Genomic DNA, 20,527 nt, shown 5'->3' on the forward strand with positions numbered 1-20,527 from the left:
GAACAGTCAGGAAGGCATTGCAGGAATTCTTTGTTTTACTCAGGTATTCTGGAAAAATGAATGTGGCAATTCTTTGTGCTGGGGGTGGCGTTATTGCATGGGGCGGAATGGCTGTTTTTAGCCGCCGGTGTGGAGGCTTTGCATCACCATCATAAGGGCTTGCCATATTTCGCGCCGGGCGGTGGCGCTGGCCTGCAACTGAAGCGGATGACGCATGGCCAGCACTGGTCGGGCAGGCTGGCCGGGCTGTTCAAAAGACAGCCACTGGCGGCGCGGGGGTACGGTTTCAGGCCCCAGCAGCATGTGCGTGGCCAAGCGCCCACATAATATAATGTGGCGTGGTGCCAGCAGGGTTATGGCCCGTTCCAGAAAGGGGCGGCACAGGCGCTGTTCCAGATCGGACGGGGGGCGTCCGCCGGGGGGGCGCCACGGCAGGGCCGGGGCCAGCGCCAGCGTGTCGCGCGCAAGCGGTAGCGGGGCCAGCATTTCGTCCAGCGCGGCACCACATCGGCCCGAGAAAACCTGGCCACTCCGGTCTTCATCGGCATCGGGGGCATCACCAATAAAGAGCAGGGGGGCATTGAGCGGGCCGCGCGGTGGAACCGTATGGGTGGCGGTGGTGCGCAGGGGGCAGCCGTCAAAGCTGTTCATGGCGGCCAGCAGGGCTTCCAGCGTATCGGCTTTGGCTGCGATCTGTTGGGCCTGTTCGAGGGAATCGCCAATGGGGATGGGAGTCCCAGCCGGGGCGCGAGCCCGCGCCGGAAGGCGCGTAGTACCACCGCCCGCCTGTGGGTGTGGCGCGCGTGGTGTAGGGGGAGAGCGGTGCAGGGCCGTGGGGAGCGAGGCCGTGTCCGGCTGGGGTAGGCGCGGGAGTCGCAGGCCGGTTTCCTGCGGGGCGCGGACGGCGCGCGGCAGGTCGGCCATGGCGAAATCCACGCCCCATTCGGTATAGAGACGCAGCAGGGACAGGTGGGCTTCCATCCTCATTGCTTTACCATAACCTGTTCTGGCGGCCACACGGTTTGGCGGATTGGCCGGGCCGGGGTAGAGAATAAGGCAGCCATTCGCGTTGTTCCCCCATTCGGGTGGGGCGGTTGCAGAGGCCAGCCCGGTATCGCCGATCCAGCCTGATAAGGGGTCTTATGCTGTTCTGTCGTATTCTGCCTGCGGTTTTTCTGCTGTCCGCCTCCTTATGCTGTGCTTCGGCGCTGAGTACACCAGCAAGGGCTGCTGGACCGGCGCAGGATGGGGGCAAAACCCACAAGGAAACGGGGCATATCGATTCGGAGGCGTTCCTGCGTGCGATCGTGGCTGTGCGTTTCGAAGATGACGCAGAAGCCGCGAAGGCCTTCCAGCAGGCACTGGCGGCTGATCCGGGTAATGCCGAACTGCTGCGGCAGGCCTTGGTGCGCAGCATCATGTCAGGCTCACCCGATGCGGGGGAGCTGGCGCGCCGGGTGAATGAGCTGCCCGCCAGCCGTAATCAGGTTTCGGTGCTGGCGCTGGGTAACGAGGCCGCCCGGCAGGGGCGATGGACAGCGGCGCTCGGATATTACCGTATGGCCGAATCCGATCTGCTGACTCATCTGATCATGCCGCTGCTGATGGCGTGGGGCGAGCAGGCGCAGGGGCATGCCGGGCAGGCGGTCAATGCCCTGCTGGCGCAGGCACAGGATGCGGGGGGGCTGACGCCTTTCTATACCCTGCATGCTGCTCTGATTGCTCGGGCAGGGGGTATGGAAAACCGTGCGCAGGAGCTGCTGTTTCGTGCGCAAAAACTCATGTCTGGCTCCGATGTGCTGACAGCCCGTTCCTGTGCGGCATGGCTGTGGCAGCACGGCCAGCGTGAGAAGGCACGTGCCGTATTGCGCGCGCTGGGTGATACAGATCCGCTGCTAACCCTTGCCGGGCCGGGCTTGCAGGCAAATATTGCTGTTTTTCCAGTCACTTCGGCGCGCGAGGGGATTGCCCGCGCATATCTGCTGGCGGCGTTCATTCTCAACCAACAGGGGCGTGAGCAGATGCACGCTGACCCGGCCGGGCCAGCACGGCTGACGGCTGCGCAGCGTGGAGCCAGTGCCTTTCAGTTCAATGAGGCAAGCCGACTGATGCTTGGCTTTGCGCTGGAAATGGACCCGACTCTGGTGGAGGCGCGTCTGATGCTGGCGGAAATCCAGGGTGAGGAAGGCCATCCAGACGCTGCGCGGGAAACCCTGCTGCATGTGCCGCCTACTGACCCGTTGGCCCCGGTGGCCATGTTCCGCCTGAGCATGTTCGATATTGCGGCCGGGCATCTGGATGATGCGATTGCCCTGCTGAACAAGCTGTCGAGCGAATCCCCCGAGCAGACTGCGGGGCAGGCGCAGGTTCAGCGGGTTCTGGGCGGTGCATTGCTGGAAAAAAAAGACTGGGCGGGGGCAATTGCCGCCTACACACGGGCCATGGAGTTTGACCGCAAACACGGCGCGGTGGACTGGGCCCTGCTGTCCATGCGAGCGACGACTTATTATGAAGCCGGGGATTGGCCTCATGCCCGTGCGGATGCGCGCGCGGCACTGGCTTATGCGCCGGATGAGCCTTCCTTGCTGAACTTCCTTGGCTATTCCATGACCGAACGGCATGAAAACCTGCCTGAGGCAGAAGAGCTTTTGCGCAAGGCCCATCGTCTTGCCCCCGAAGAGGCGGCCATTACGGATAGTCTTGGCTGGGTGCGGGTCGAACAGGGGGATGTTGAAGGCGGCTTGGTTCTGCTTGAAAAAGCGGCAGAGCAGATACCGGAAGATCCTGAGGTTAACTACCATCTGGGTGAAGCCTACTGGCGTCTGGGCCGCAGGACCGAGGCAGTGGATCAGTGGAACATGGCGCTGGGCCTGCACCCAAACCCGTCAGATGAAAAATTGATCCGCGCTGCGCTGGAGCGTGCCGATATGGCACCAAAAACCGGGGTGGATGAAAAAAAGAGTGACCAGAGCAGTCAAAAAGGAGAAAAAGCACAGTGACGACCGCCGTTGCACCCGCCGGGGTGACCTTTGTGGAAGCAGCTCCCGCCAAGATCAATCTGCATCTGCATGTAACGGGCCGCCGGGCGGATGGGTATCACTGTCTGGACAGTCTGGTGGTGTTTGCCGGTGCGGGCGATGTGCTGCGTTACGAACCGGACGATGCGCCGTTGACGTTAAAGCTGGCAGGGCGCTTTGGCGCGGTACTGGGTGAAGATGCGGCCGGGCCGGATAATCTGGTTATGAAAGCCGCCAGTGCGTTACGTGATCTGGCGGGGCCGCAGGCGAAGGTGCGTGGCGGCACGTTGGTTCTGGAAAAAAACTTGCCGGTTGCATCGGGCATTGGTGGTGGCTCGGCGGACGCCGCGGCAGCACTGCGGCTGTTGAACCGGGTGTGGAATATACAGGCCGAGCAGGCTGATCTGCTGCGTCTGGCGGAACGACTGGGGGCGGACGTGCCTGTCTGCCTGCTGAGCCATACCGCGCGGATGGAAGGTATTGGCGAAGTGCTGGGTGCAGCTCCCGCTTTGCCTGAATGTGGTCTTGTGCTGGTTAATTGTGGACAGGCCGTTTCTACACCAGCAGTTTTCCGGGCACGTCAAGGCGGGTTTGTGCCCAGAGCGGAACTGCCGGCCCATTGGAACAACGCGCAGGAACTGGTGGCGACACTCCAGACACTTGAAAACAGCCTTGAAGCGCCAGCCTGTGCTGTGTGTCCGACTGTGGAAAAAGTTTTGCACGATATTGCCGCGCAGCCGGACTGTCTGATGGCGCGCATGAGTGGCTCGGGGGCGACATGCTTTGGCCTGTTCCCGAGCGTGCAGGATGCCGAGCAGGCTGCGGCCCGGCTGGCAGATGCCCATGAGGCATGGTGGGTCTGGGGTGGCGGCCTGCGTGAAGGTGCCTAACGGATTTTTCCGCAGCGCTATAACGGCGGCGGTGATATCAACTACGCCAAAAAGCTCGATTACACCCTGTCGTTGATACGCAAGGGAAAGGTTGCTCTATGTGCGTAGTGAAGCTGCTCGGTGTTTGTTTAGCCGCGTTTTTGCCAGTATCGGCACTTGCAGCCTCAACAGGCCCCGTTCCTGGCGAGCGGGCCTTGCGCGAGGAATGTAGCGCATTCTCTCAGGCAGGGATGCGAGACTGCCTTGCAAAGAAGGCTGAAAATAGCCAGAAGGCATTACGGCAAGCAGAGGAGAATGTAGCCAGAACGCTATCAAAATGGGATGAAGAGAGAAAGTACGTGAGCCAAGCTAGGGCCAAACTTACCGCATCGAATGAAGATTTCGCCAAATATCGTGATGTCCAATGCGCATTCTCTTCATCTTTGGGTGGTGGCACGATAGGAAACGCTATTGATATGCGCCGTTTGGCGTGTATCGCGGAACTCAACGGCAGGCGAGCAGTACAGCTACGCGACGCAGTGTCTGACTTGCCGTTGAAGTAGTTTGCATGAGCACTTCTAGGCTCAAAATCTGTTAATTCCTTAAACTGAGCGAGGCGTTGTGATTCACAGGTTTATCGAAGGAGATTAAGCCTGTGAGTGACATGTTTTTGCTGTCCGAGAGCCAGATGGAACGGATGAGGCCATATTTTCCTCTGGCGCACGGAGTGTCACGAGTGGATGGCCGGCGTATTCTGAGCAGGATTGTTTATGTGATCCGCAACGGTCTTCAGTGGAAAGACGCCCCGCAAGCATATGGTCCGCACAAGACTTTGTATAATCGTTTCATCCGATGGAGCCGCCTGGGCCTCTTTGACAGGATTTTTGTCGCCCTGACGGAACAGGCTGGCTGTTCAAAGCGTCTGATGATTGATGCAGCACATCTCAAGGCGCATCGGACATCGACCTCCCTGCTTAAAAAGGGGCTTTTCCCCGTCATATCGGACGGACAAAAGGCGGTCTGAACTCAAAACTCCATGCCGTGTGCGATGGTGTGGGCCGGCCTATCCGCTTTCATCTGACTGCGGGACAGGTCAGAGCGCTTTAGAAGCGCAGACGTGCTTCTGGCAGATCTTCCAGACGAGACAGAAGAAGTCATTGGGGACAGAGGCTATGACAGCAACCGTGTCAGGTTATCGCTTGCAGAACACAATATTACTGCCTGTATTTCCCGAAAAAGAACCGGAAATCAAAGCCACCCTACGACTGGCATCTGTATAAAAAACGCCATCTGATCGAAAACATGTGCGCAAAGCTGAAAGACTGGCGATGTGTTGCAACCAGATATGATCGCTGCGCTCATACAGTCATGTCTGCGATCCACATCGCAGCAAGCCTTATCTTCTGGCTCAAAGAATGAGTCCTGAGCCTAGGTTTCAGGCAAATTCATGCTGAACAACGGGGCTTGGGCGGCCTAACAGGTAGCCTTGGGCCTGTGTGCAGCCCATGGCTTTGACGATCTGGAACTGCTCTTCTGTTTCCACGCCTTCGACAATGATCACCATCGAGCGGATAGCTGCGATGCTAACAATGGCTTGAATGATTTCCCGCGCCGTGGGGTCTGACAGGCCTTGCACAAAGCTACGGTCGATCTTGATTTTGTCAAAAGGGAATTTCCACAGATAGCTGAGTGAAGAATAGCCGGTTCCAAAATCGTCAATGCTGATCCGGCATCCGATATTGCGGATGTCGTTCAGAACCGAGCTTTTGAATTCAACGTTATCAATAAGGACGTTTTCCGTTATTTCTATTTCCAGTCTGTGTGCTGGCAGGCCGGTGCCTTGCAGTGTCTGACGGATAATATCTGTCAGCTTGCGGTTTTTAAGCTGGGCTGGTGAGACATTGACCGAAACGGCTATTTCCTGCGGCCATTGTGCGGCTTGTTCGCAGGCCATCCATAAAATGCGCTCGCCAAGCTGGTGGATCAGCCCGGTTTCTTCAGCCAGACGGATGAACAGACTGGGCGGAATGGTCCCCCGTTCAGGGTGGTTCCAGCGGGCGAGCGCTTCATAGGAGCGCACACGGCCACTTTTGAGGCAGCAGATCGGCTGATAATGCAGGCTTAGCCCTTCGCCTTCCGCAAGACGGGCCAGTGCGGTGGTCAGTTCTACGCGTTCGCGTATGGCGTGGCTCAGTTCGTTATCAAACACCTTATACTGGCAGCGGCCCAGCGCTTTGGCGCGGTACAGGGCCATATCGGCATATTGGAGCAGGGTTTTTATATCCGTGGCCTGCTGGGGGAAATAGGCCGCCCCGATACTAGCCCCGGATGCCGCCTCATTCCCCTCGACAATATAGGGTAGTTTCAGGTCGTTGATCAGCCCTGCAAGGCGCTGCTCAATATCAGCGCTCATGGTTTGTAGGGGCCAGATAATGGCAAATTCATCGCCCCCCAGCCGGGCAACAAAGTCATGATCGCGGCAGCAGGCGGTTAGGCGGCTGGCGGCTTTTACAAGCAGTTCATCTCCGGCGCCGTGACCGTAAACATCGTTAACAGATTTGAAATTATCTAGATCGATATAGAGGAGGAGAAAGGGGCTCTCCAGATTTTCGGAGAGTGTTTTAAGGTGAGAGTGAAAAAAATTCCGGTTGGGCAGGCCGGTCAGGTTGTCATAATGCGCCAGCCGTTCAATCCGGTGCTGGGTTTCGCGGTATTCTGTCACGTCATCGGTGGCGGTCAGTTCCCATCGGTCATGCTCGATGTCATCGCGTAGGAGTAGGCGGCGGCTTGAAAGGATACGTTCCCGGCCTTCATGGTCAACAAGCGTCTGTTCGGATTTGGCGCTGCTGGCGCTTTCTGCCAGAGCGTGTGCTGCCTGACCGGGGCTCAGAGGCGTGCGGTCATGCAGGCCCATGGTTTCCGCCGCGCGGTTATGCAGGATAACCGACCCGCTTTCGAGTTCCCGCACCTGAATGGCGGTGGGAATGTTTTCAATAATGCTGGAAATGAACAGCTTGTCGCGCAGGGCGCTGCGGTTGGCCTGCCGGAGTTCTGTTGTGGTCTGGTTCAGTTCGGTAATGGTGTTCATGGCCTGCGTGTGCAGGGCCTTGGTCAGACCAAGGGTTGTGCCTACGCCGTGATAAAGCCCGTGATCGGTAATGATAAAACCCGTGAGCTGGTTCAGGGCCTGAGCCTGCAGGCTTTTATTGACGAAATCTGCAACCGGGTGGTTCAGGTCCACAAGAATGGGGTCGGTATCCATCAGCAGGGCAACGGGCCGGTTGGCAAACAGTTCGTAACCGAAGCGGTTGCCGACCTTGAGCAGAAAGTCCCACCGTCCGATAAGCCCGACCGGTCTGTTGTTCGCATCCACCACGGGAATTTGCGCAAGCTCGGGCGTGTCGTTGAACAGGGCCAGTATGCGCGCGCCACTTTCATCCGGCAGGACGGGGCGTACGGACAGGGCAATGTCCTGCATGCAGTGCTGGGCGGTGCGGTCGCACATGGTTACCTCAGAAGACACAGAGTGCGCGCGGGCGAGAACAGGCAGTGCACGAAGACGTTCCGGTTCAGGCTAGAGTCTGGTAGTCATAAAAGAAAATGAATGGCCCCGTCATCGGTTCAGAGTGTGAATTTATTGTTAATGGCAGGGCCGCGACCCCCGATACGGGAAGGCGCGGAATGCTCCGTGCCTGTGGGCAGCAGCCCGCATGGGGCGGTAGAAGGAGCAGCGGTTTGGTAAAGTACTGTCAGGGTATGGTGGTGTGGCTGGCTGCGGTCGGTAGTGTTCTATCGGTTCAGCAGGCCGTGCCAGCCCGGGCTGCAAGCCCCTTTGTTTCTGACGCTACGCCGGGGCAGTTACCCAAAACGGTTGCCCCCCTGGCCTACACGATCGACCTGACCCCTGACCTGAAACGGCTGAGCCTGCGCGGGCATGAAACTGTGCGTATCGCGCTGGCAGGGCCTACGGACACGCTGGTGCTCAATCAGGCCGGGCTGACACTGGCTTCGGCCACGGTGGATGGCGTTGCTGCCCATATTACGCAGGATGAGGCGCTGCAGACCGCCACATTCCAGCTTCCACACCCCCTGACAGCAGGGGAGCATACGCTGGTGGTGGACTATACAGGCCCCATTCCCCAGACCCCCAACGGCATTTATTACAATGATTATACCGACCGGGCGGGACAGCACAGGCGGATGCTGGTAACGCAGTTCGAAGTGGCAGATGCCCGGCGGATGTTTCCCGGCTGGGATGAGCCCTCGTTCAAGGCACATTTTACCCTGAGCGTAACCCTGCCGGATGATCTGGTGCCACTGAGCAACATGCCCGTGGCAACGGCAGCACCGGCCGGTGAGGGGCTGCGGCGTACCACGTTTCAGCCCACGCCGCGCATGTCCACTTACCTGCTGGCGTTGGTGGCGGGTGACATGGCATCCACTGCGGGACGGACTGAAGGCACGCCTGTCAGAACCTATGCACCCGCTGGGCAGGAAAAAGACGGCACGTATGCAACGCAGTCTGCCGTTAAAATACTGCCTTATTACAACAGCTATTTTGGGGTGCGTTATCCCCTGCCAAAATTGGACATGATTGCCATTCCCGGTAATTACGAGGCCGGGGCAATGGAAAACTGGGGGGCTATCACCTTTATAGATGACGCCGTGCTGTACGACCCGCAACAGAGTGCCCCCTCCACCAAGGAACGGGTTTTCCTGGTTGTGGCGCATGAAATGGCGCATCAGTGGTCGGGTGATCTGGTCACTATGGCGTGGTGGGATGACCTGTGGCTGAACGAGGGTTTTGCCACATGGATGGAAACCCGCGCACTCGATCGCTTCAACCCTACATGGGAAATCTGGCCGCGCCAGCATGAAGACCGCGAACGCGCGATGGCGCAGGATGCTCTGCCCACCACGCACCCCATCCAGCACCCCATTCATGATATCAGCGAAGCCAGTTCGGCCTTTGACAGCATCAGCTACCAGAAGGGATCGCAGGTGATCCGCATGCTGGAAAGCTGGCTGGGCAAGGACACATTTCGTGCGGGCATGCGGCGCTACATGAAGGCCCATGCCTATGGTAACGCCACCAGTCAGGATCTGTGGAATGCACTATCCGCCGTGTCGGGTCGGAATGTGGGTGTGGTGGCGCGGACATTTACCGAGCAGCCGGGTATTCCGCTTGTGCAGGTGGCGCGGCACTGCACGGCCGGGCGTAGTGTTCTGACCCTGCGGCAGGAACGCTTTACCATTCACGATCCTTTTCCCCAGCCTTTGACTTGGCAGGTGCCGGTCGTGGCTGGTGCGCCGGGGGTGCCTTCGCACAGGGTTGTTCTGGGCACCGACCCGGCCACCCTGTCCTTTCCCGGCTGTGGGCAGGCCATTACAGTCAATGTGGGGGAAAACGGCTATTACCGCGCCCAGTATGATGCACTGGGCCTCGCCGCCCTACGCACGGGTTTTGCACGGCTGAGCCCGGCGGAGCGGGCCAATGTGCTGGGTGATCAGTTTGCCCTGTTCGAAGCGGGGCGCGCGTCACTGGCTGAGTATCTGTCGTTTGTTGCCCTGTTGCCCACGACAGGGGAGCGCAGCACGGCGGTCTGGCAGGAAGTCGTAACCCATCTTTTGCAGATCGACCGAATGGAGCGTGATACGCCCTCCCGCGCGGCGTTCCGGGCTTTTGCGCGCGGTGTGCTGGCTCCGGCTTTCACCCGGCTGGGCTGGGAGGAAAAAAAGGGCGAGCCCTTGCCCGAGGCCATGCTTCGGCCCCAGATCATAGCCGCACTGGCAAGCCTGAACGGCCCGGATGTGATTACTCAGGGCCTGACACGATTTGACGCATGGCAACGGCATCCGGATTCCCTGCCATCTGGCCTTGTGGGGCCGGTGGCCGGTATTGCCGGGCAATATGGTTCCAGTGCGGATTTTGATGCGCTGGCCCATCTGCTGCGTCAGGCCCCGGATACGGAAAGCAAACTGCGGCTGTATGCAGCACTGGCCCACACGCATGACCCTGCTCAGGTGGAGCATGCGGCCCTGCTTGCTACGGATGGCAGTATCCCTAACGGGCGGATTGTGCGGGCTCTGGCCCAGCTTGCGCGCGAGAGCGAACAGCCTGAGGCTGTATGGCAGATTGTGCTGGCTCGGCAGGCCACCATACGCCAGCGGTTGACGCCGGGGGGACAGGCTATGCTGTTGCCCGCTGTTGCCGCGCAATCAAACGACCCGGCAACAGGGGCAGCTCTTATGGCTGATCCTGCAAGCCGGGCTTCAGCTGGAGCCCGGCAGGAGGCCCGTAAGGCGGAAGATCAGATCGGGCAGACGGTGGAACTGACCGGGCGCACCCATACGGCGGTGGCTGAGTGGCTGGCGACTCTGGCGGCTTCTCCCGCCACAGCCCCGGAGGGTATGCGGGTCTTTCTGGAACGCCTGCCGCCTCGCTCTCCCTGAGAGCGGTGTGAACAGGCTCCCTCTGGTCACCCCCGTTGTGGGGGCGGCCAGAGAGAGCGAAAACGCTTAGCCCCGGCGGCGATGGTGGCGCACAAGACCAAGCAGCAATGCGCAGGCCAGTGTGCCGAGCAGCCCGGCCCGCAGGCCAGAAGGCACGAACAGGCTCAGTGGGCTTTCCAGCCTGCGTGAGCGGGTTTCAAACGGGCCATGGGCAGCCAGAGCACCGGGGGCAGGGGTGTAGAGGTTGTCAGGCTGGGGGGTGTCGAGCCAGTCATGGCCCATCTGGCTTTTATAGGCATGTTTTGCCAGCCAGGATTCACGCCAGAGCGGGGTTACGTGCCGCCACAGGGCGTGCAGGGTTTCACCCAGCCCGATTGAAATGGAGCGGTGGCGGCCAAACACCGCACGGCAGATCGCTTCTGCCGCCACTTCGGGTTCGTAAACAGGGCCGTAGGGCTCTAGCGGTTTGCCCGTCATGTTGCGGGTATGGGCATAGCGCGGCGTATTGATGGAGGGCAGGCTTACCATGGCGATATGGATCGTATCCGCATCGTGCAGGAGTTCGCTGCGCAGGCTTTCACAAAAACCGCGCAGGGCTCCGCGCGCACCGCTTTCCGCCGCCTGAAGGGGAAGGCCACGCAGGGCCTCTGCCAGATCCAGATTGACAATGGTGCCTTCGCCCCGGCGGCGCATGACATCCAGCGCCGTCAGCGTGCCGTTGACGCTCCCCAGATAGGTGACTTCGGTTGCGCGGTGGATGTCCTGCGCATCCAGTGCGGCAACCTGCCCCACAACAGTAGCACCCGCGCAGTTGACCCAGACAGAAATCGGCCCGAGTTCCGTCTCGACCCGCGCTGCAGCAGCACTAAGGCCCAGAGCATCCGTTACATCGGCTTCAAGGATCAGGGTGCGAACCGAGTGGCGCGCAAGTTCCTGAGCCGCATCGGCCAGACGTTCGGGGCAGCGGCCAAGCAGGGCAATGTCAAACCCTGCGCGACCCAGAGCCTGCGCCGTGGCGCGGCCAATGCCTGAGCCCGCGCCGGTTACTACGGCAATTTGCGATGGCATGGCGGCAAGTTCCTTCCGTCTGTCGTGCTTATGTGCTCCATCCGAGCAGGGTGTGGACGGGGCGAGAAAACGTTTTCTGGCCCAAGGTGGCGGTGCACGCAAGGGAGGTAAGCCCGGTGAGGGCTTACAGGTAGCGCAGCGCCAGCACACCGCCGATCAGCAGTGCGGCAAACACACTGGTAACCAGCGGCAGGCGTCGTTCCAGAAAGCTTTCAATCGGTGCTCCAAAGCGCTGGAGCAGACCGGCCACCAGAAAGAAGCGCAACCCGCGCGTGACCAGACTAGCCAGCATGAAGGGCACAAGCGCGAAATGCGCCATGCCGCTGGCAATGGTTACGAATTTATAGGGAACGGGTGTCAGGCCCTTGAGCAGGACAATCCATACCCCCCATTCCTGAAACCGTATCTGAAGTGTCTCAAGCGTGTGGTCCGCATGGTAAAAATGCGCGATCGGGCGGGCCACGCTCTCCAGCAGGGCCGCGCCGATCAGCCAGCCCAGAAGCCCCCCGGCAACACTGGCCAGCGTGCACAGTGTGGCATAGAACCACGCGCGCTCACGGCGGGCCAGCACCATGGGCACCAGCAGAGTTTCAGGCGGTAGAGGAAAAAAGCTGGCTTCTGAAAACGCAAGGGCGGCCAGCCACCAGGGGGCATTGGGGCTGGCTGCGTGAGTGATCACGCGGGCATAAAGTCTGGACAGCATGGAGAGACGTTACGGCCTTTCGTTGTGTAGCACCGCTTCCGCCTTGCGGTGGATGGTGTCGTATTCATCCTGGGTGAGTGCGCCACGGTGCAGCATTTCGCTGGCGCGGGCCAGTGCATCGCGGGCGTGCGCGGCATCATGGATAGGGTAGCGGCGTCCCGGCAGGGCAAAGGCGCTATCGGGGAGGGCGTTGCGTTCTTCTGCTGTCAGCTTCGACATCTCTGCTCATCCTGTCCTGCGTGTACACAATGCCGACACTCTCCACATCATCCAGTTCGGCCATAGCGGCCTCGGCACTGGTGGTAGGAATATCGGACACTGGCACGCTTTCGGGTGTCCGTGCCATGATGTTTGTGCTGGTCGCGGACGACGTCTTGAGGTTCCGCGTAACATGGAACGCCGTCAAGATGGCGAGGGTGCCGAACAGGACTGCACCAATAGCCTGGCCCGCCTGCACACCCAAAGGCCCGTACCGCTCACCCGCCATGACAAAAGGCACCGTGCCCAGTGTTGCCCGCCCCCAGTTAAAGGCGGTGGAATAGAGCGGAAAGCCAAGATTGTTGAAAGCCGAATTGGCGACGAACAGCATGCCTACAAACAGGTAGCTGCCGATGGTCCATGTGCAGAACAGGTGAATAAGGGCGGCGGCCTCGTCATGGGCGCTGTAGATATCCACAACCAGCCCCTGCGCGCAGATCAGGAACCCCCATGTCAGGCTGACGCTCATCACCACAATCTTGAGGGCGGCTGTCAGGGTCTGGTTAACGCGGTCGTAACGTCCGGCTCCCAGATTCTGCCCCATGATAGGGCCGATGGAGCCTGTGAGTGCGAACACCAGCGCGAACAGCACTGGCACCATGCGCTCAATGGATGCCTGCCCGGCTACAGCTTCAAGGCCGAATCCGGCCATGGCGCTGGTGACATAAACACCCCCCGCTGGGGTGGCCAGATTGGTCAGTATAGCGGGCAGGGCCACATTGGCCACGCGGCGGGAATCCGGCAGCAGGCGTTTCAGGCTGGGCAGGGCCAGCATGTCGTGGCGCATCGCGCCCCGCAGCCCGGCAATGCTGACCACCAGCCGCGAGAGCAGCGTGCTGATGGCGGCCCCGGTCAGCCCTTCGTGAAAGCCAAAGATAAACAGCGGATCAAGCACGGCGGCCACCACCGCGCCGATCAGCGTGATGTTCATGGAGCCTTTGGCATCTCCCACCACGCGCATCAGCGATGAGGAGGCCATGCCCATGCAGATAAGCGGCATGGCGGTGCTGACGGCGCGCAGATAGGTGGTGGCGGCGTCCAGCGCATCGCCCCGCGCGCCAAACAGTGCCAGAATGGGCCGAGCCCAGACGAGCGTACCCAGCCCCAGAATAGCGGTGACGATAAGGGTGACGGTCAGGGCGGAAGAGGCAATAGCCTGCGCCTCGTGGTGATTGCCTGCGCCGATTTCGCGCGCGGTTACCGCACTGATACCAATGGTCAGGCCAATGGCGACCGCAATCTGTAGGCCGATAACCGCGCTGGCAAAGCCAATGGCGGCTGTCATGGCCGTGCTGCCCAGATGGCTGATATAGATCATGTTCAGCATATCCACCGCGAACACGGCCATAAGCCCGATAGCGCCGGTGCCTGACATGACAAGAACATGCCGCATGATGCTGCCTGTTATGAAACAGGCCCTGTTGCGGCTACCGGGCGTGGGCATTCGGGCTCCGTTGGGGCGTTTTGTCTGCGGTGAAGGGCAGGGGAAGGGCCGGTGGATAGGGGAGCAAGTATGTCACGCCTGCACCGTAAAGCGAACCATCAGAGTAATGAACCCCGGTCATGAGAGCCGTGCCGTCCCGGCAGTGCCTGCGCAGGCTGCCTGACCTTAGGTGGAGCAGGCCGACAAATGCGTCCGGCCTTTGGTGTTTCTGCGTTACGGCAGAAGAACGAGAGTAGAGAAAACCCGACACGGACGCAAGGTCGTGCGACATGTCGCGCGGCTTTTTTGCCACGGGATGATACGCAAGGCACACAGGGGTGTCCGTCAAGGATGACAAGGCGGGCCGTCGTTGCTAAACCGCCCTCGCTTGCGGTGCCGCGTGCATGTCCTTGATAACATCTCTAAGGCCGGGATTCTTTAACTGCCATGAAGATTGTCGCTTGTAACAGCAACCTGCCGCTGGCCGAAGCCGTTGCCGCAGAACTCAGCCTGCCCCTGTGTAATGCCACCGTCCGGCGCTTTGCGGATATGGAGGTCTTTGTCGAAATCCATGAGAATGTACGTGGTGAGGACGTGTTTGTGGTGCAGAGCACCTGCACGCCCACTAATGACAACCTTATGGAACTGCTGATCATGCTCGACGCGCTGCGTCGTGGGTCGGCCAAGCGCATTACGGCTGTCATGCCCTATTTTGGCTATGCCCGGCAGGATCGCAAATCCGGCCCGCGCACGCCTATCAGCGCCAAGCTTGTGGCCAATCTGCTGGTGGAGGCTGGGGCAAGCCGGGTGCTGACACTGGACCTGCACGCTATGCAAATTCAGGGTTTCTTCGATATCCCGGTTGATAACCTGTATGCGGCTCCCCTGTTCGTGCGCGACATCCGCGCCCAATATGGCGATCGTGATCTGATGATCGTCTCTCCCGATGTCGGGGGCGTTGTGCGCGCGCGCCAGCTTGCCCAGCGGCTAAACACGGATCTGGCCATTATCGACAAGCGGCGTGAACGCGCTGGTGTGTCCGAGGTCATGAACGTGATTGGTGACGTTAAAGGGCGGCACTGCCTGCTGGTGGATGATATCGTGGATAGCGGTGGCTCACTGTGCAACGCGGCGCGCGCTATTGCTGAACGTGGGGCTGCCTCTGTTGGGGCGTATGTCACCCATGGCGTGCTGACAGGGCAGGCAGTGGAGCGTATAGGCGATTCGCCTATCGAAATGCTGACCCTGACAGACAGCATCATGGCCACCGAACCGGTGCAGGCGGCGCGCAATATCCGCCAGATCACCATTTCCGGCCTGCTGGCCCGCGCCATGCGCGCGGTTGCGGATGAAAGCTCCGTTTCCTCCCTGTTCGACTGAACGGTTACGCACAGGCCCGCCCTTTAGTATGACAGGTTGCACGCTTTCATGACCCAGCTCCTCCTCCGGCCTTACTGGTATCTGCGCCACGGACAGACTGACTGGAACCGGGCTGGCCTGTCGCAGGGGCGCACGGATGTGCCGCTGAACGAAACCGGCATAGAGCAGGCGAATGAGGCGGCGGTGCTGATCGGGCAGGCGCTTGATGCGGCAGGCAAAGGCGGAATTGTAAGGATTGTTTCCTCCCCGCTCGAGCGTGCGCTGCGTACGGCAACTATCGTGCGGGATGCGCTGGCGGCGCGGGGGTTACCCACCCTGCCGTTGAGCATTGAACCTGATCTGGCGGAAGTCAGTTTTGGTGAACAGGAAGGCCAGCCGATAAGCGACTGGTATGATGACTGGATTGCTGGCCATTACACGCCCCCGCAGGCAGAAAGTTTTGCCGTTTTGCGGGCGCGGGCGGTAGGGGCTATCAACCGGGCGACCGAAAGCGAGGGCTGCCCCTTGGTTGTGGCCCATGGTGCATTGTTTCGTGCCCTGCGCGCCGCTATGGACCTGCCCGCTAACGTGCGGCTGGCCAATGCCGTGCCCCTGAGTGCTGCCCCCACACAGGATGGTGGCTGGACGTTGCAGGAACTGCCCTGACTTCTTGCCCGAAAGCCGGGTGCGCTGTCAGTCGCGCGTGAGGAGAAAAAACGGGTTGTTGTGAGCCCGTATCCGGATGCAGTGGGGCAGGAGTTCGCACACCGCACTTTGCAGGACCAGACCGGAAAGCCCGGTATGTTCCGAAAACGCGTTCATCTCCGCCCGTGTGACCAGAGCGCGCACTTCCGCCGGAGTGGCTATGGCATCTTGCCGGGTTTCTCGCCAGCGGTGCAGGGTGTCCATCATGCCGACGGCACGGGCGCGTTGATCCAGCTTGCTGGGGCGGTCCGGACGGGCGACTGGTCCCAGTACTTCGTTCAGCACGGTCAGCAGGGCTGAAGTATTCAGCGGTGCGTCGGGCACGACAGTCCTTTTACGGCGTACGGCGCATTTTACAGCATGCAGGAATGACATTGCATTTTATCCGTTCCGAAAAGGAATACTGAAGCCAACGGGTGGCTGGGGACGAGGTTTCTTGCCCCTACGAATAAAGCCACCCCGCCTATGCAGCCTTACAGAGCTTTTGCCTGTTCCGTATGAATAAAGATACGGCAATTCGCCTCATTCCCAGCTTGAGATGTCAAATTTGTGACGGCGTCAATCGCCTGTCTTCTGCTGGTAGCTGGGTGGCGAGTGTGCTAACGCAAAGGGGCGCTTGGTCGCGCACGCAAAACGAAGTGGCTCCCCTTTGTCGGGTGGCCTGCGAATACAACACCCGGCTTCGGCCAATCGTGGTGAACGGTGACGGCTGTTTATCATGATGGGAATAAGCAGGGCAGCGTTCACTTCGTTATCGTTGCGACCAACCACCTGACGCCAGGAGGCATCAGCGTTTTTACACGTCCTTGGTCGGACCAAAAAACGAGGCAGACAATGTTCCCATTCGATAGGCTGATACGCTTTTTAAGTAGAGTCTGTGGCTCTCCTCATAGAGAGCACAGGCATATTTTTACCGGGTGATATGGTTCGCGTAAATACAGGTCACCCACGGAACTATGAGCTGAACTTTATCGGTAAAATAGAAGATATAAAAACCGACATTCCGCAGGAAGAGAGGTCTCTCCCCGCGCATGAAGTTCATCGCTTTGGTATCAGGATGCCACATGGGGTTATTTACTATTTCAGTGAGGCTGAAATATTCAGACTGAAAAAACCGCATAAAAGCTGATTTTTCTTGGGTGGTTCTGTCGAGAGGTGGATTCCATCACCGGCATTACGAAAACGGGGCTGCCTTATTTGGCGGCTCCGTTCCGTGGCCGGTTTTTCCCAATCAGCAGTGCCAGTCCATCAGGGGGGCGCCTAGATCTGGACAATACTACCGAAGTCGAAGGTTTTGCCTGCCGGGTTTTCTCCCAGCCTGATCGTGGACGCGCCGGAAATGACATAGGGGGGCACTGGCAGGTTGTAAGGGGCTGGCACCCCTTTGAAGACACGACCGGCCAGATCAAACCGCGAGCCGTGGCAGGGGCAGCCGTAAAGCCCTTCCGCCGGGCCGCTGGTGCTTTCTTTTACATAGGTGGGCACACAGCCCAGATGCGTGCAAATGCCGACATAAACCCCGTATTCCGGCACGAGAGAGCGGTGCCAGTTTCGGGTGTAGTCTGGCTGCTGGTGGGTTTCGGATTCCGGGTCTCGCAGCAGGGCAATCAGCGCGGCATCCTGTAGTCTGCTCAGGTCTTCGGGGGTGCGGTGGATAATAAAAACGGGCTTGCCCTGCCAGGCTGCCGTCATCTGCTGTCCGGGTGCCAGATGGGAGATATCGACATCGACCGGCAGGTGCGCCGCCATGCTGTCGGGTGGTTGCAGACTTTCCACAAAAGGAATGGCGCAGGCCGCAGCGCCGGTGGCAACGCCCGCAGTGGTAACAAGGCCCAGAAAGCTACGCCGACCGGGGGGCTGGTTTTCTGTGTCTGCGGGTTCTTCTGTCATGCTTGTGTTTCCGCGTTATCCGGTCTGCCCGGCGGTTTTTATATCCAGTGCTTCCATGCCATGGCAGGGAGCCGGGCCGGAGGGGTTTTCTTATAGCCTGCTGATGTGGCGTTCAGCCACCCCGCGCGCAGGGAAGGTGTGTTCCGCGCGCGGAGTGGAGCGTTGTTCGGCAGGCAACCGCGCGAATATGCGCCAGCACATCCGCAAAACATGAGCAGGCGCATGACGCCGCTACCATGTGGCTACGTAGCTTTTGGGGAATACGAGGCGTTCTGAAACAATTTCGGCATCAGGCAGCAGGGCTCTGAACTGCCCGCGTGTGAGCGGGCGGGTGTGATAGGCTGCCATGTATTGCCTGTCCACCGACAGGGTTTTGAAAGCGGAGTGGAACAGCTTTATCAGCCAGACCTGCAAAGGGTCTGGCGAGCCAGTGTATGACTGGGGGCAGAAAATGCTGCTCGACAGGAAAACCGAACGCGGGTGTTTGAAACCTGCCACGTTTTCCAACGCGTTTTGGCCTCATTGGCGGTCATGCGCATGCCCAGCCAGTTTCCAACAGGCTCGATAACAGAGTTGCACAACCCCATGTCGAAAGACTGGTCGCTAAACCGGCTGAGGCCGCGTGCATCGCCTATCATCATGGTGGTTGTCTGGCGCAGTTTTTCTTCTTCTGGTGGCAGATTGGCGTGATGACCTTAATCCCTTATGTGAAACGTCAGAAATGTATAACGGCGCAGCACGCGCCAATGCGGGTAAGGTTTCGCGCAATACGCACCAGAAGGGCGGATGAGCGGCGAGAGAGGATAAAGAGGGAAAGCATGAACGATACGATCAGGCGCTATGGCATGGCGGCAGCACTGTTTCTGGCGCTGCCGGTCGGGCAGGCCATGGCTGATGACGGGAGAGACCTTTACGGGGCGACATGCAGCCTGTGCCATCAGGCCGGTGGAAACGGTGTGCCCGGTCAGTTTCCGGCACTGGCAGGCCGGGTTGATCAGATAGCCGCAACAGCACAAGGCCGGCGCTACCTTGCCCATGTGCTGCTCAACGGGCTTTCGGGCGAGATCAAGGCCGGGGGGCAGAGCTATTCGGGTTATATGCCGTCGTTCAGTTCCCAGCCGGATGCGGTGATTGCTGCTGTCTTGACTTATATTGCATCGCTGGGTGCGACACAGCCGGCACCGAAGTTTAGTGCGAATGAAATCACGGCAGCGCGTGCGGAAGGCTCTTTGGCCCCGGCCGCTATTCTGGAAGAGCGTAATAAACTGAATGCTGCACACCCGCTGCCGTAATGCGGGTGGATACCTTGTCTGGTCTTTGACGTTTTTCTGGTATGAGAAAGAAAACGCTTTATGGTTTCGCGCTATTTTTCAATCAGTACCTGCCTTGTCTTTCAGTTTGCAGCCGTTCAGGCCATGGCTCAGGAAAAAATCCTTTCCGAAAGCGATGGTCGCCCGCTGGTGACAGAAGAAACAGCGGGAGAAAAGCGTGATGCCGCCCGGATTCCCGTCTCGCTCGCGCCGCAGAAGAGCCATAGCTGGTTTGATGATCTGGAAGGTCATGTGGTGGTGGAAGCGGGTGTGAACGGTAATCCGTGGACCCAGACCGGACGAAACTGGGCACAGTATTATGTGGACCGCGCCAATACAGGCACCCTCAACCAGATTACGGGCACTCTGTCCCATCCCGTGACGGATCTGGGGGGCGGGTATGGTCTGGGGTTTCTGTTTGAGGTGATGTACGGCTCCGATGCGCGTTTCACCCCCACCATTGGTATGGGAGACGGTAATCTGACCGGCCTGTACCAATGGGCACCAACACAGGCCCATATTGATGCCCATCTGCCATGGCTGACCAAAGGCGGTATCGACCTGAATATTGGGCAGATGTACGGTCTGCTTGGCTATGAGGGTACGGATGCGCTGGAAAGACCGTTTTATAGCTACAATTATTCTTCGGACTATATCGTGCCGTTTGAGGTCGTGGGGGTTACGGCCACCATTCATCTGAGCGAGCATACAAGCTGGATTATCGGGATTAACGCCGGTAACTCCACTACATTTGGCGATGCAGGCAATAACAACCGGCCTAAGGGCTATTTCGGCTTTCAGTTCGAAGGTCTGGCGGGTGGCAAGCTGGACATGACCGCACTGACCTATGTCGGCCCGCAGCAGAACATGCACAACCCCGATATAGGGGCCGATGCCAACCGCGAAATGGAATATATAGGCGACTTTATCGCGACTTACAGGATTAACGACACGACTAGTGTTACCCTGAATGCGACCTATTTCCATGATGATTATCTGCGTGACGATGCCTATGGTGTCACCACCTATTTCGCGCACGACTTTTACCCGTGGCTGACATTTAATGCCCGTGGTGAAATTTTTCGCGATAATAACGGCAATGTTGTGGGCATGAATACATCCACCATGTCGTATATCAATTACCTGCGGGGGGCGGAGAGCTACCCGTATGATCAGGGGCCGGGCACTACCTATGGTGAACTGACGGTGGGCGTTTCCTACAGGCCGCAATTCGTGCATCTGCCTAAAGGCAGCCTTGTTATCCGCCCCGAGATCAGGCTGGATAAATCCCTCAATGGCACACGGCCTTTCAACCGTGTTTCACCCACGGATACGCCCGGTTCCAATTTTGCGGATAATGGTACCAACAACATGTTCTGGTTCAGTTGTGATGCCGTGTGGTCTTTTTGAAGTCTTCCCTTCACGCAAGCGTAAGATGAAGGGCTAAACGGTTTGCCTCTGTACTGCCCGCC

17 protein-coding genes and 1 pseudogene are annotated in these 20,527 nt (G+C 59.2%); 9 read left to right on the forward strand and 9 right to left on the reverse strand.

The features are described from left to right. Positions 1 to 117 precede the first annotated feature (117 nt). A complete protein-coding gene (locus ABF757_RS03530; protein ID WP_415480944.1) occupies positions 118 to 987 on the reverse strand; it encodes a uracil-DNA glycosylase in 870 nt (289 codons plus the stop codon). A gap of 155 nt (positions 988 to 1,142) precedes the next feature. Between ABF757_RS03530 and ABF757_RS03535 the strand changes: the two genes are divergently transcribed. The 4 genes and pseudogenes from ABF757_RS03535 (at position 1,143) to ABF757_RS03550 (ending at position 5,305) form a co-directional block, all read left to right on the forward strand. Further along, positions 1,143 to 2,999, forward strand: coding sequence for a tetratricopeptide repeat protein (locus ABF757_RS03535; protein ID WP_415480945.1), 1,857 nt, complete (start codon positions 1,143 to 1,145; stop codon positions 2,997 to 2,999). Then, positions 2,996 to 3,907: a 4-(cytidine 5'-diphospho)-2-C-methyl-D-erythritol kinase gene (locus tag ABF757_RS03540; protein WP_415480946.1), complete on the forward strand. Its 912-nt coding sequence runs from the start codon at positions 2,996 to 2,998 to the stop codon at positions 3,905 to 3,907. The genes ABF757_RS03535 and ABF757_RS03540 overlap by 4 nt, the downstream gene beginning before the upstream one ends. A gap of 107 nt (positions 3,908 to 4,014) precedes the next feature. Then, entirely contained in the window at positions 4,015 to 4,449 is a 435-nt protein-coding gene (locus ABF757_RS03545) for a lysozyme inhibitor LprI family protein (RefSeq protein WP_415480947.1), read from the forward strand. Between the two features lie 92 nt (positions 4,450 to 4,541). Then, positions 4,542 to 5,305: pseudogene (locus tag ABF757_RS03550) on the forward strand (IS5 family transposase). Between the two features lie 16 nt (positions 5,306 to 5,321). Here the strand turns inward: ABF757_RS03550 and ABF757_RS03555 are convergent. Next, entirely contained in the window at positions 5,322 to 7,391 is a 2,070-nt protein-coding gene (locus ABF757_RS03555; protein ID WP_415480948.1) for a putative bifunctional diguanylate cyclase/phosphodiesterase, read from the reverse strand. Positions 7,392 to 7,621: 230 nt separating this feature from the next. Here ABF757_RS03555 and ABF757_RS03560 point away from each other — a divergent pair, with 230 nt between their 5' ends. Next, positions 7,622 to 10,339 (forward strand): M1 family metallopeptidase, encoded by a 2,718-nt coding sequence (locus ABF757_RS03560; RefSeq protein ID WP_415480949.1) that lies wholly within the window; start codon positions 7,622 to 7,624, stop codon positions 10,337 to 10,339. 66 nt (positions 10,340 to 10,405) lie between these two features. Here the strand turns inward: ABF757_RS03560 and ABF757_RS03565 are convergent, their stop codons facing one another. From ABF757_RS03565 to ABF757_RS03580, 4 genes are all read right to left on the reverse strand, one after another. After that, on the reverse strand, positions 10,406 to 11,407 hold the full coding sequence (locus ABF757_RS03565; protein WP_415480950.1) for an SDR family oxidoreductase: 1,002 nt from the start codon (positions 11,405 to 11,407) through the stop codon (positions 10,406 to 10,408). Between the two features lie 124 nt (positions 11,408 to 11,531). Next, positions 11,532 to 12,110 carry a YqaA family protein gene (locus ABF757_RS03570; protein ID WP_025860909.1) on the reverse strand — a complete coding sequence of 193 codons (579 nt, stop codon included), beginning with the start codon at positions 12,108 to 12,110 and terminating at the stop codon, positions 11,532 to 11,534. A 9-nt stretch (positions 12,111 to 12,119) separates the two neighbouring features. Continuing rightward, positions 12,120 to 12,329, reverse strand: coding sequence for a hypothetical protein (locus ABF757_RS03575; RefSeq protein WP_415480951.1), 210 nt, complete (start codon positions 12,327 to 12,329; stop codon positions 12,120 to 12,122). Then, the gene (locus ABF757_RS03580) at positions 12,286 to 13,812 is read right to left on the reverse strand and encodes an MATE family efflux transporter (protein ID WP_025860911.1); all 1,527 of its coding nucleotides are present in this window, start codon (positions 13,810 to 13,812) and stop codon (positions 12,286 to 12,288) included. The genes ABF757_RS03575 and ABF757_RS03580 overlap by 44 nt, the downstream gene beginning before the upstream one ends. 426 nt (positions 13,813 to 14,238) lie before the next feature. Here ABF757_RS03580 and ABF757_RS03585 point away from each other — a divergent pair, with 426 nt between their 5' ends. Both ABF757_RS03585 and ABF757_RS03590 read left to right on the forward strand, forming a co-directional pair. Beyond that, positions 14,239 to 15,171, forward strand: a complete 933-nt coding sequence (locus ABF757_RS03585; RefSeq protein ID WP_025860912.1) for a ribose-phosphate pyrophosphokinase — start codon at positions 14,239 to 14,241, stop codon at positions 15,169 to 15,171. A 48-nt stretch (positions 15,172 to 15,219) separates the two neighbouring features. After that, positions 15,220 to 15,816: a histidine phosphatase family protein gene (locus ABF757_RS03590; protein WP_025860913.1), complete on the forward strand. Its 597-nt coding sequence runs from the start codon at positions 15,220 to 15,222 to the stop codon at positions 15,814 to 15,816. Between the two features lie 27 nt (positions 15,817 to 15,843). Here the strand turns inward: ABF757_RS03590 and ABF757_RS03595 are convergent, their stop codons facing one another. The 3 genes from ABF757_RS03595 to ABF757_RS03605 form a co-directional block, all read right to left on the reverse strand. Then, positions 15,844 to 16,179 carry a hypothetical protein gene (locus ABF757_RS03595; RefSeq protein ID WP_415480952.1) on the reverse strand — a complete coding sequence of 112 codons (336 nt, stop codon included), beginning with the start codon at positions 16,177 to 16,179 and terminating at the stop codon, positions 15,844 to 15,846. Between the two features lie 936 nt (positions 16,180 to 17,115). After that, a complete protein-coding gene (gene petA, locus ABF757_RS03600; protein ID WP_415480953.1) occupies positions 17,116 to 17,745 on the reverse strand; it encodes a ubiquinol-cytochrome c reductase iron-sulfur subunit in 630 nt (209 codons plus the stop codon). A gap of 231 nt (positions 17,746 to 17,976) precedes the next feature. After that, positions 17,977 to 18,243: a hypothetical protein gene (locus ABF757_RS03605; protein WP_415480955.1), complete on the reverse strand. Its 267-nt coding sequence runs from the start codon at positions 18,241 to 18,243 to the stop codon at positions 17,977 to 17,979. A gap of 320 nt (positions 18,244 to 18,563) precedes the next feature. Between ABF757_RS03605 and ABF757_RS03610 the strand changes: the two genes are divergently transcribed. Together ABF757_RS03610 and ABF757_RS03615 are read left to right on the forward strand one after the other, a co-directional pair. Continuing rightward, the gene (locus ABF757_RS03610; RefSeq protein WP_415480956.1) at positions 18,564 to 19,037 is read left to right on the forward strand and encodes a c-type cytochrome; all 474 of its coding nucleotides are present in this window, start codon (positions 18,564 to 18,566) and stop codon (positions 19,035 to 19,037) included. Between the two features lie 60 nt (positions 19,038 to 19,097). Further along, positions 19,098 to 20,465: an outer membrane beta-barrel protein gene (locus tag ABF757_RS03615; protein WP_415480957.1), complete on the forward strand. Its 1,368-nt coding sequence runs from the start codon at positions 19,098 to 19,100 to the stop codon at positions 20,463 to 20,465. Positions 20,466 to 20,527 lie beyond the last annotated feature (62 nt).

This window comes from Acetobacter papayae, assembly GCF_047721125.1.
GTDB classification, from domain to species: domain Bacteria; phylum Pseudomonadota; class Alphaproteobacteria; order Acetobacterales; family Acetobacteraceae; genus Acetobacter; species Acetobacter papayae.

Coding starts and splice junctions, on each gene's coding strand:
- ABF757_RS03570 (WP_025860909.1), bottom strand. CDS start 12,110: ATGCTGTCCAGACTTTATGCCCGCGTGATCACTCACGCAGCCAGCCCC.
- ABF757_RS03590 (WP_025860913.1), top strand. CDS start 15,220: ATGACCCAGCTCCTCCTCCGGCCTTACTGGTATCTGCGCCACGGACAG.
- ABF757_RS03535 (WP_415480945.1), top strand. CDS start 1,143: ATGCTGTTCTGTCGTATTCTGCCTGCGGTTTTTCTGCTGTCCGCCTCC.
- ABF757_RS03610 (WP_415480956.1), top strand. CDS start 18,564: ATGAACGATACGATCAGGCGCTATGGCATGGCGGCAGCACTGTTTCTG.
- ABF757_RS03565 (WP_415480950.1), bottom strand. CDS start 11,407: ATGCCATCGCAAATTGCCGTAGTAACCGGCGCGGGCTCAGGCATTGGC.
- ABF757_RS03580 (WP_025860911.1), bottom strand. CDS start 13,812: ATGCCCACGCCCGGTAGCCGCAACAGGGCCTGTTTCATAACAGGCAGC.
- ABF757_RS03585 (WP_025860912.1), top strand. CDS start 14,239: ATGAAGATTGTCGCTTGTAACAGCAACCTGCCGCTGGCCGAAGCCGTT.
- ABF757_RS03615 (WP_415480957.1), top strand. CDS start 19,098: ATGGTTTCGCGCTATTTTTCAATCAGTACCTGCCTTGTCTTTCAGTTT.
- ABF757_RS03555 (WP_415480948.1), bottom strand. CDS start 7,391: ATGTGCGACCGCACCGCCCAGCACTGCATGCAGGACATTGCCCTGTCC.
- petA (WP_415480953.1), bottom strand. CDS start 17,745: ATGACAGAAGAACCCGCAGACACAGAAAACCAGCCCCCCGGTCGGCGT.
- ABF757_RS03530 (WP_415480944.1), bottom strand. CDS start 987: ATGAGGATGGAAGCCCACCTGTCCCTGCTGCGTCTCTATACCGAATGG.
- ABF757_RS03575 (WP_415480951.1), bottom strand. CDS start 12,329: ATGTCGAAGCTGACAGCAGAAGAACGCAACGCCCTCCCCGATAGCGCC.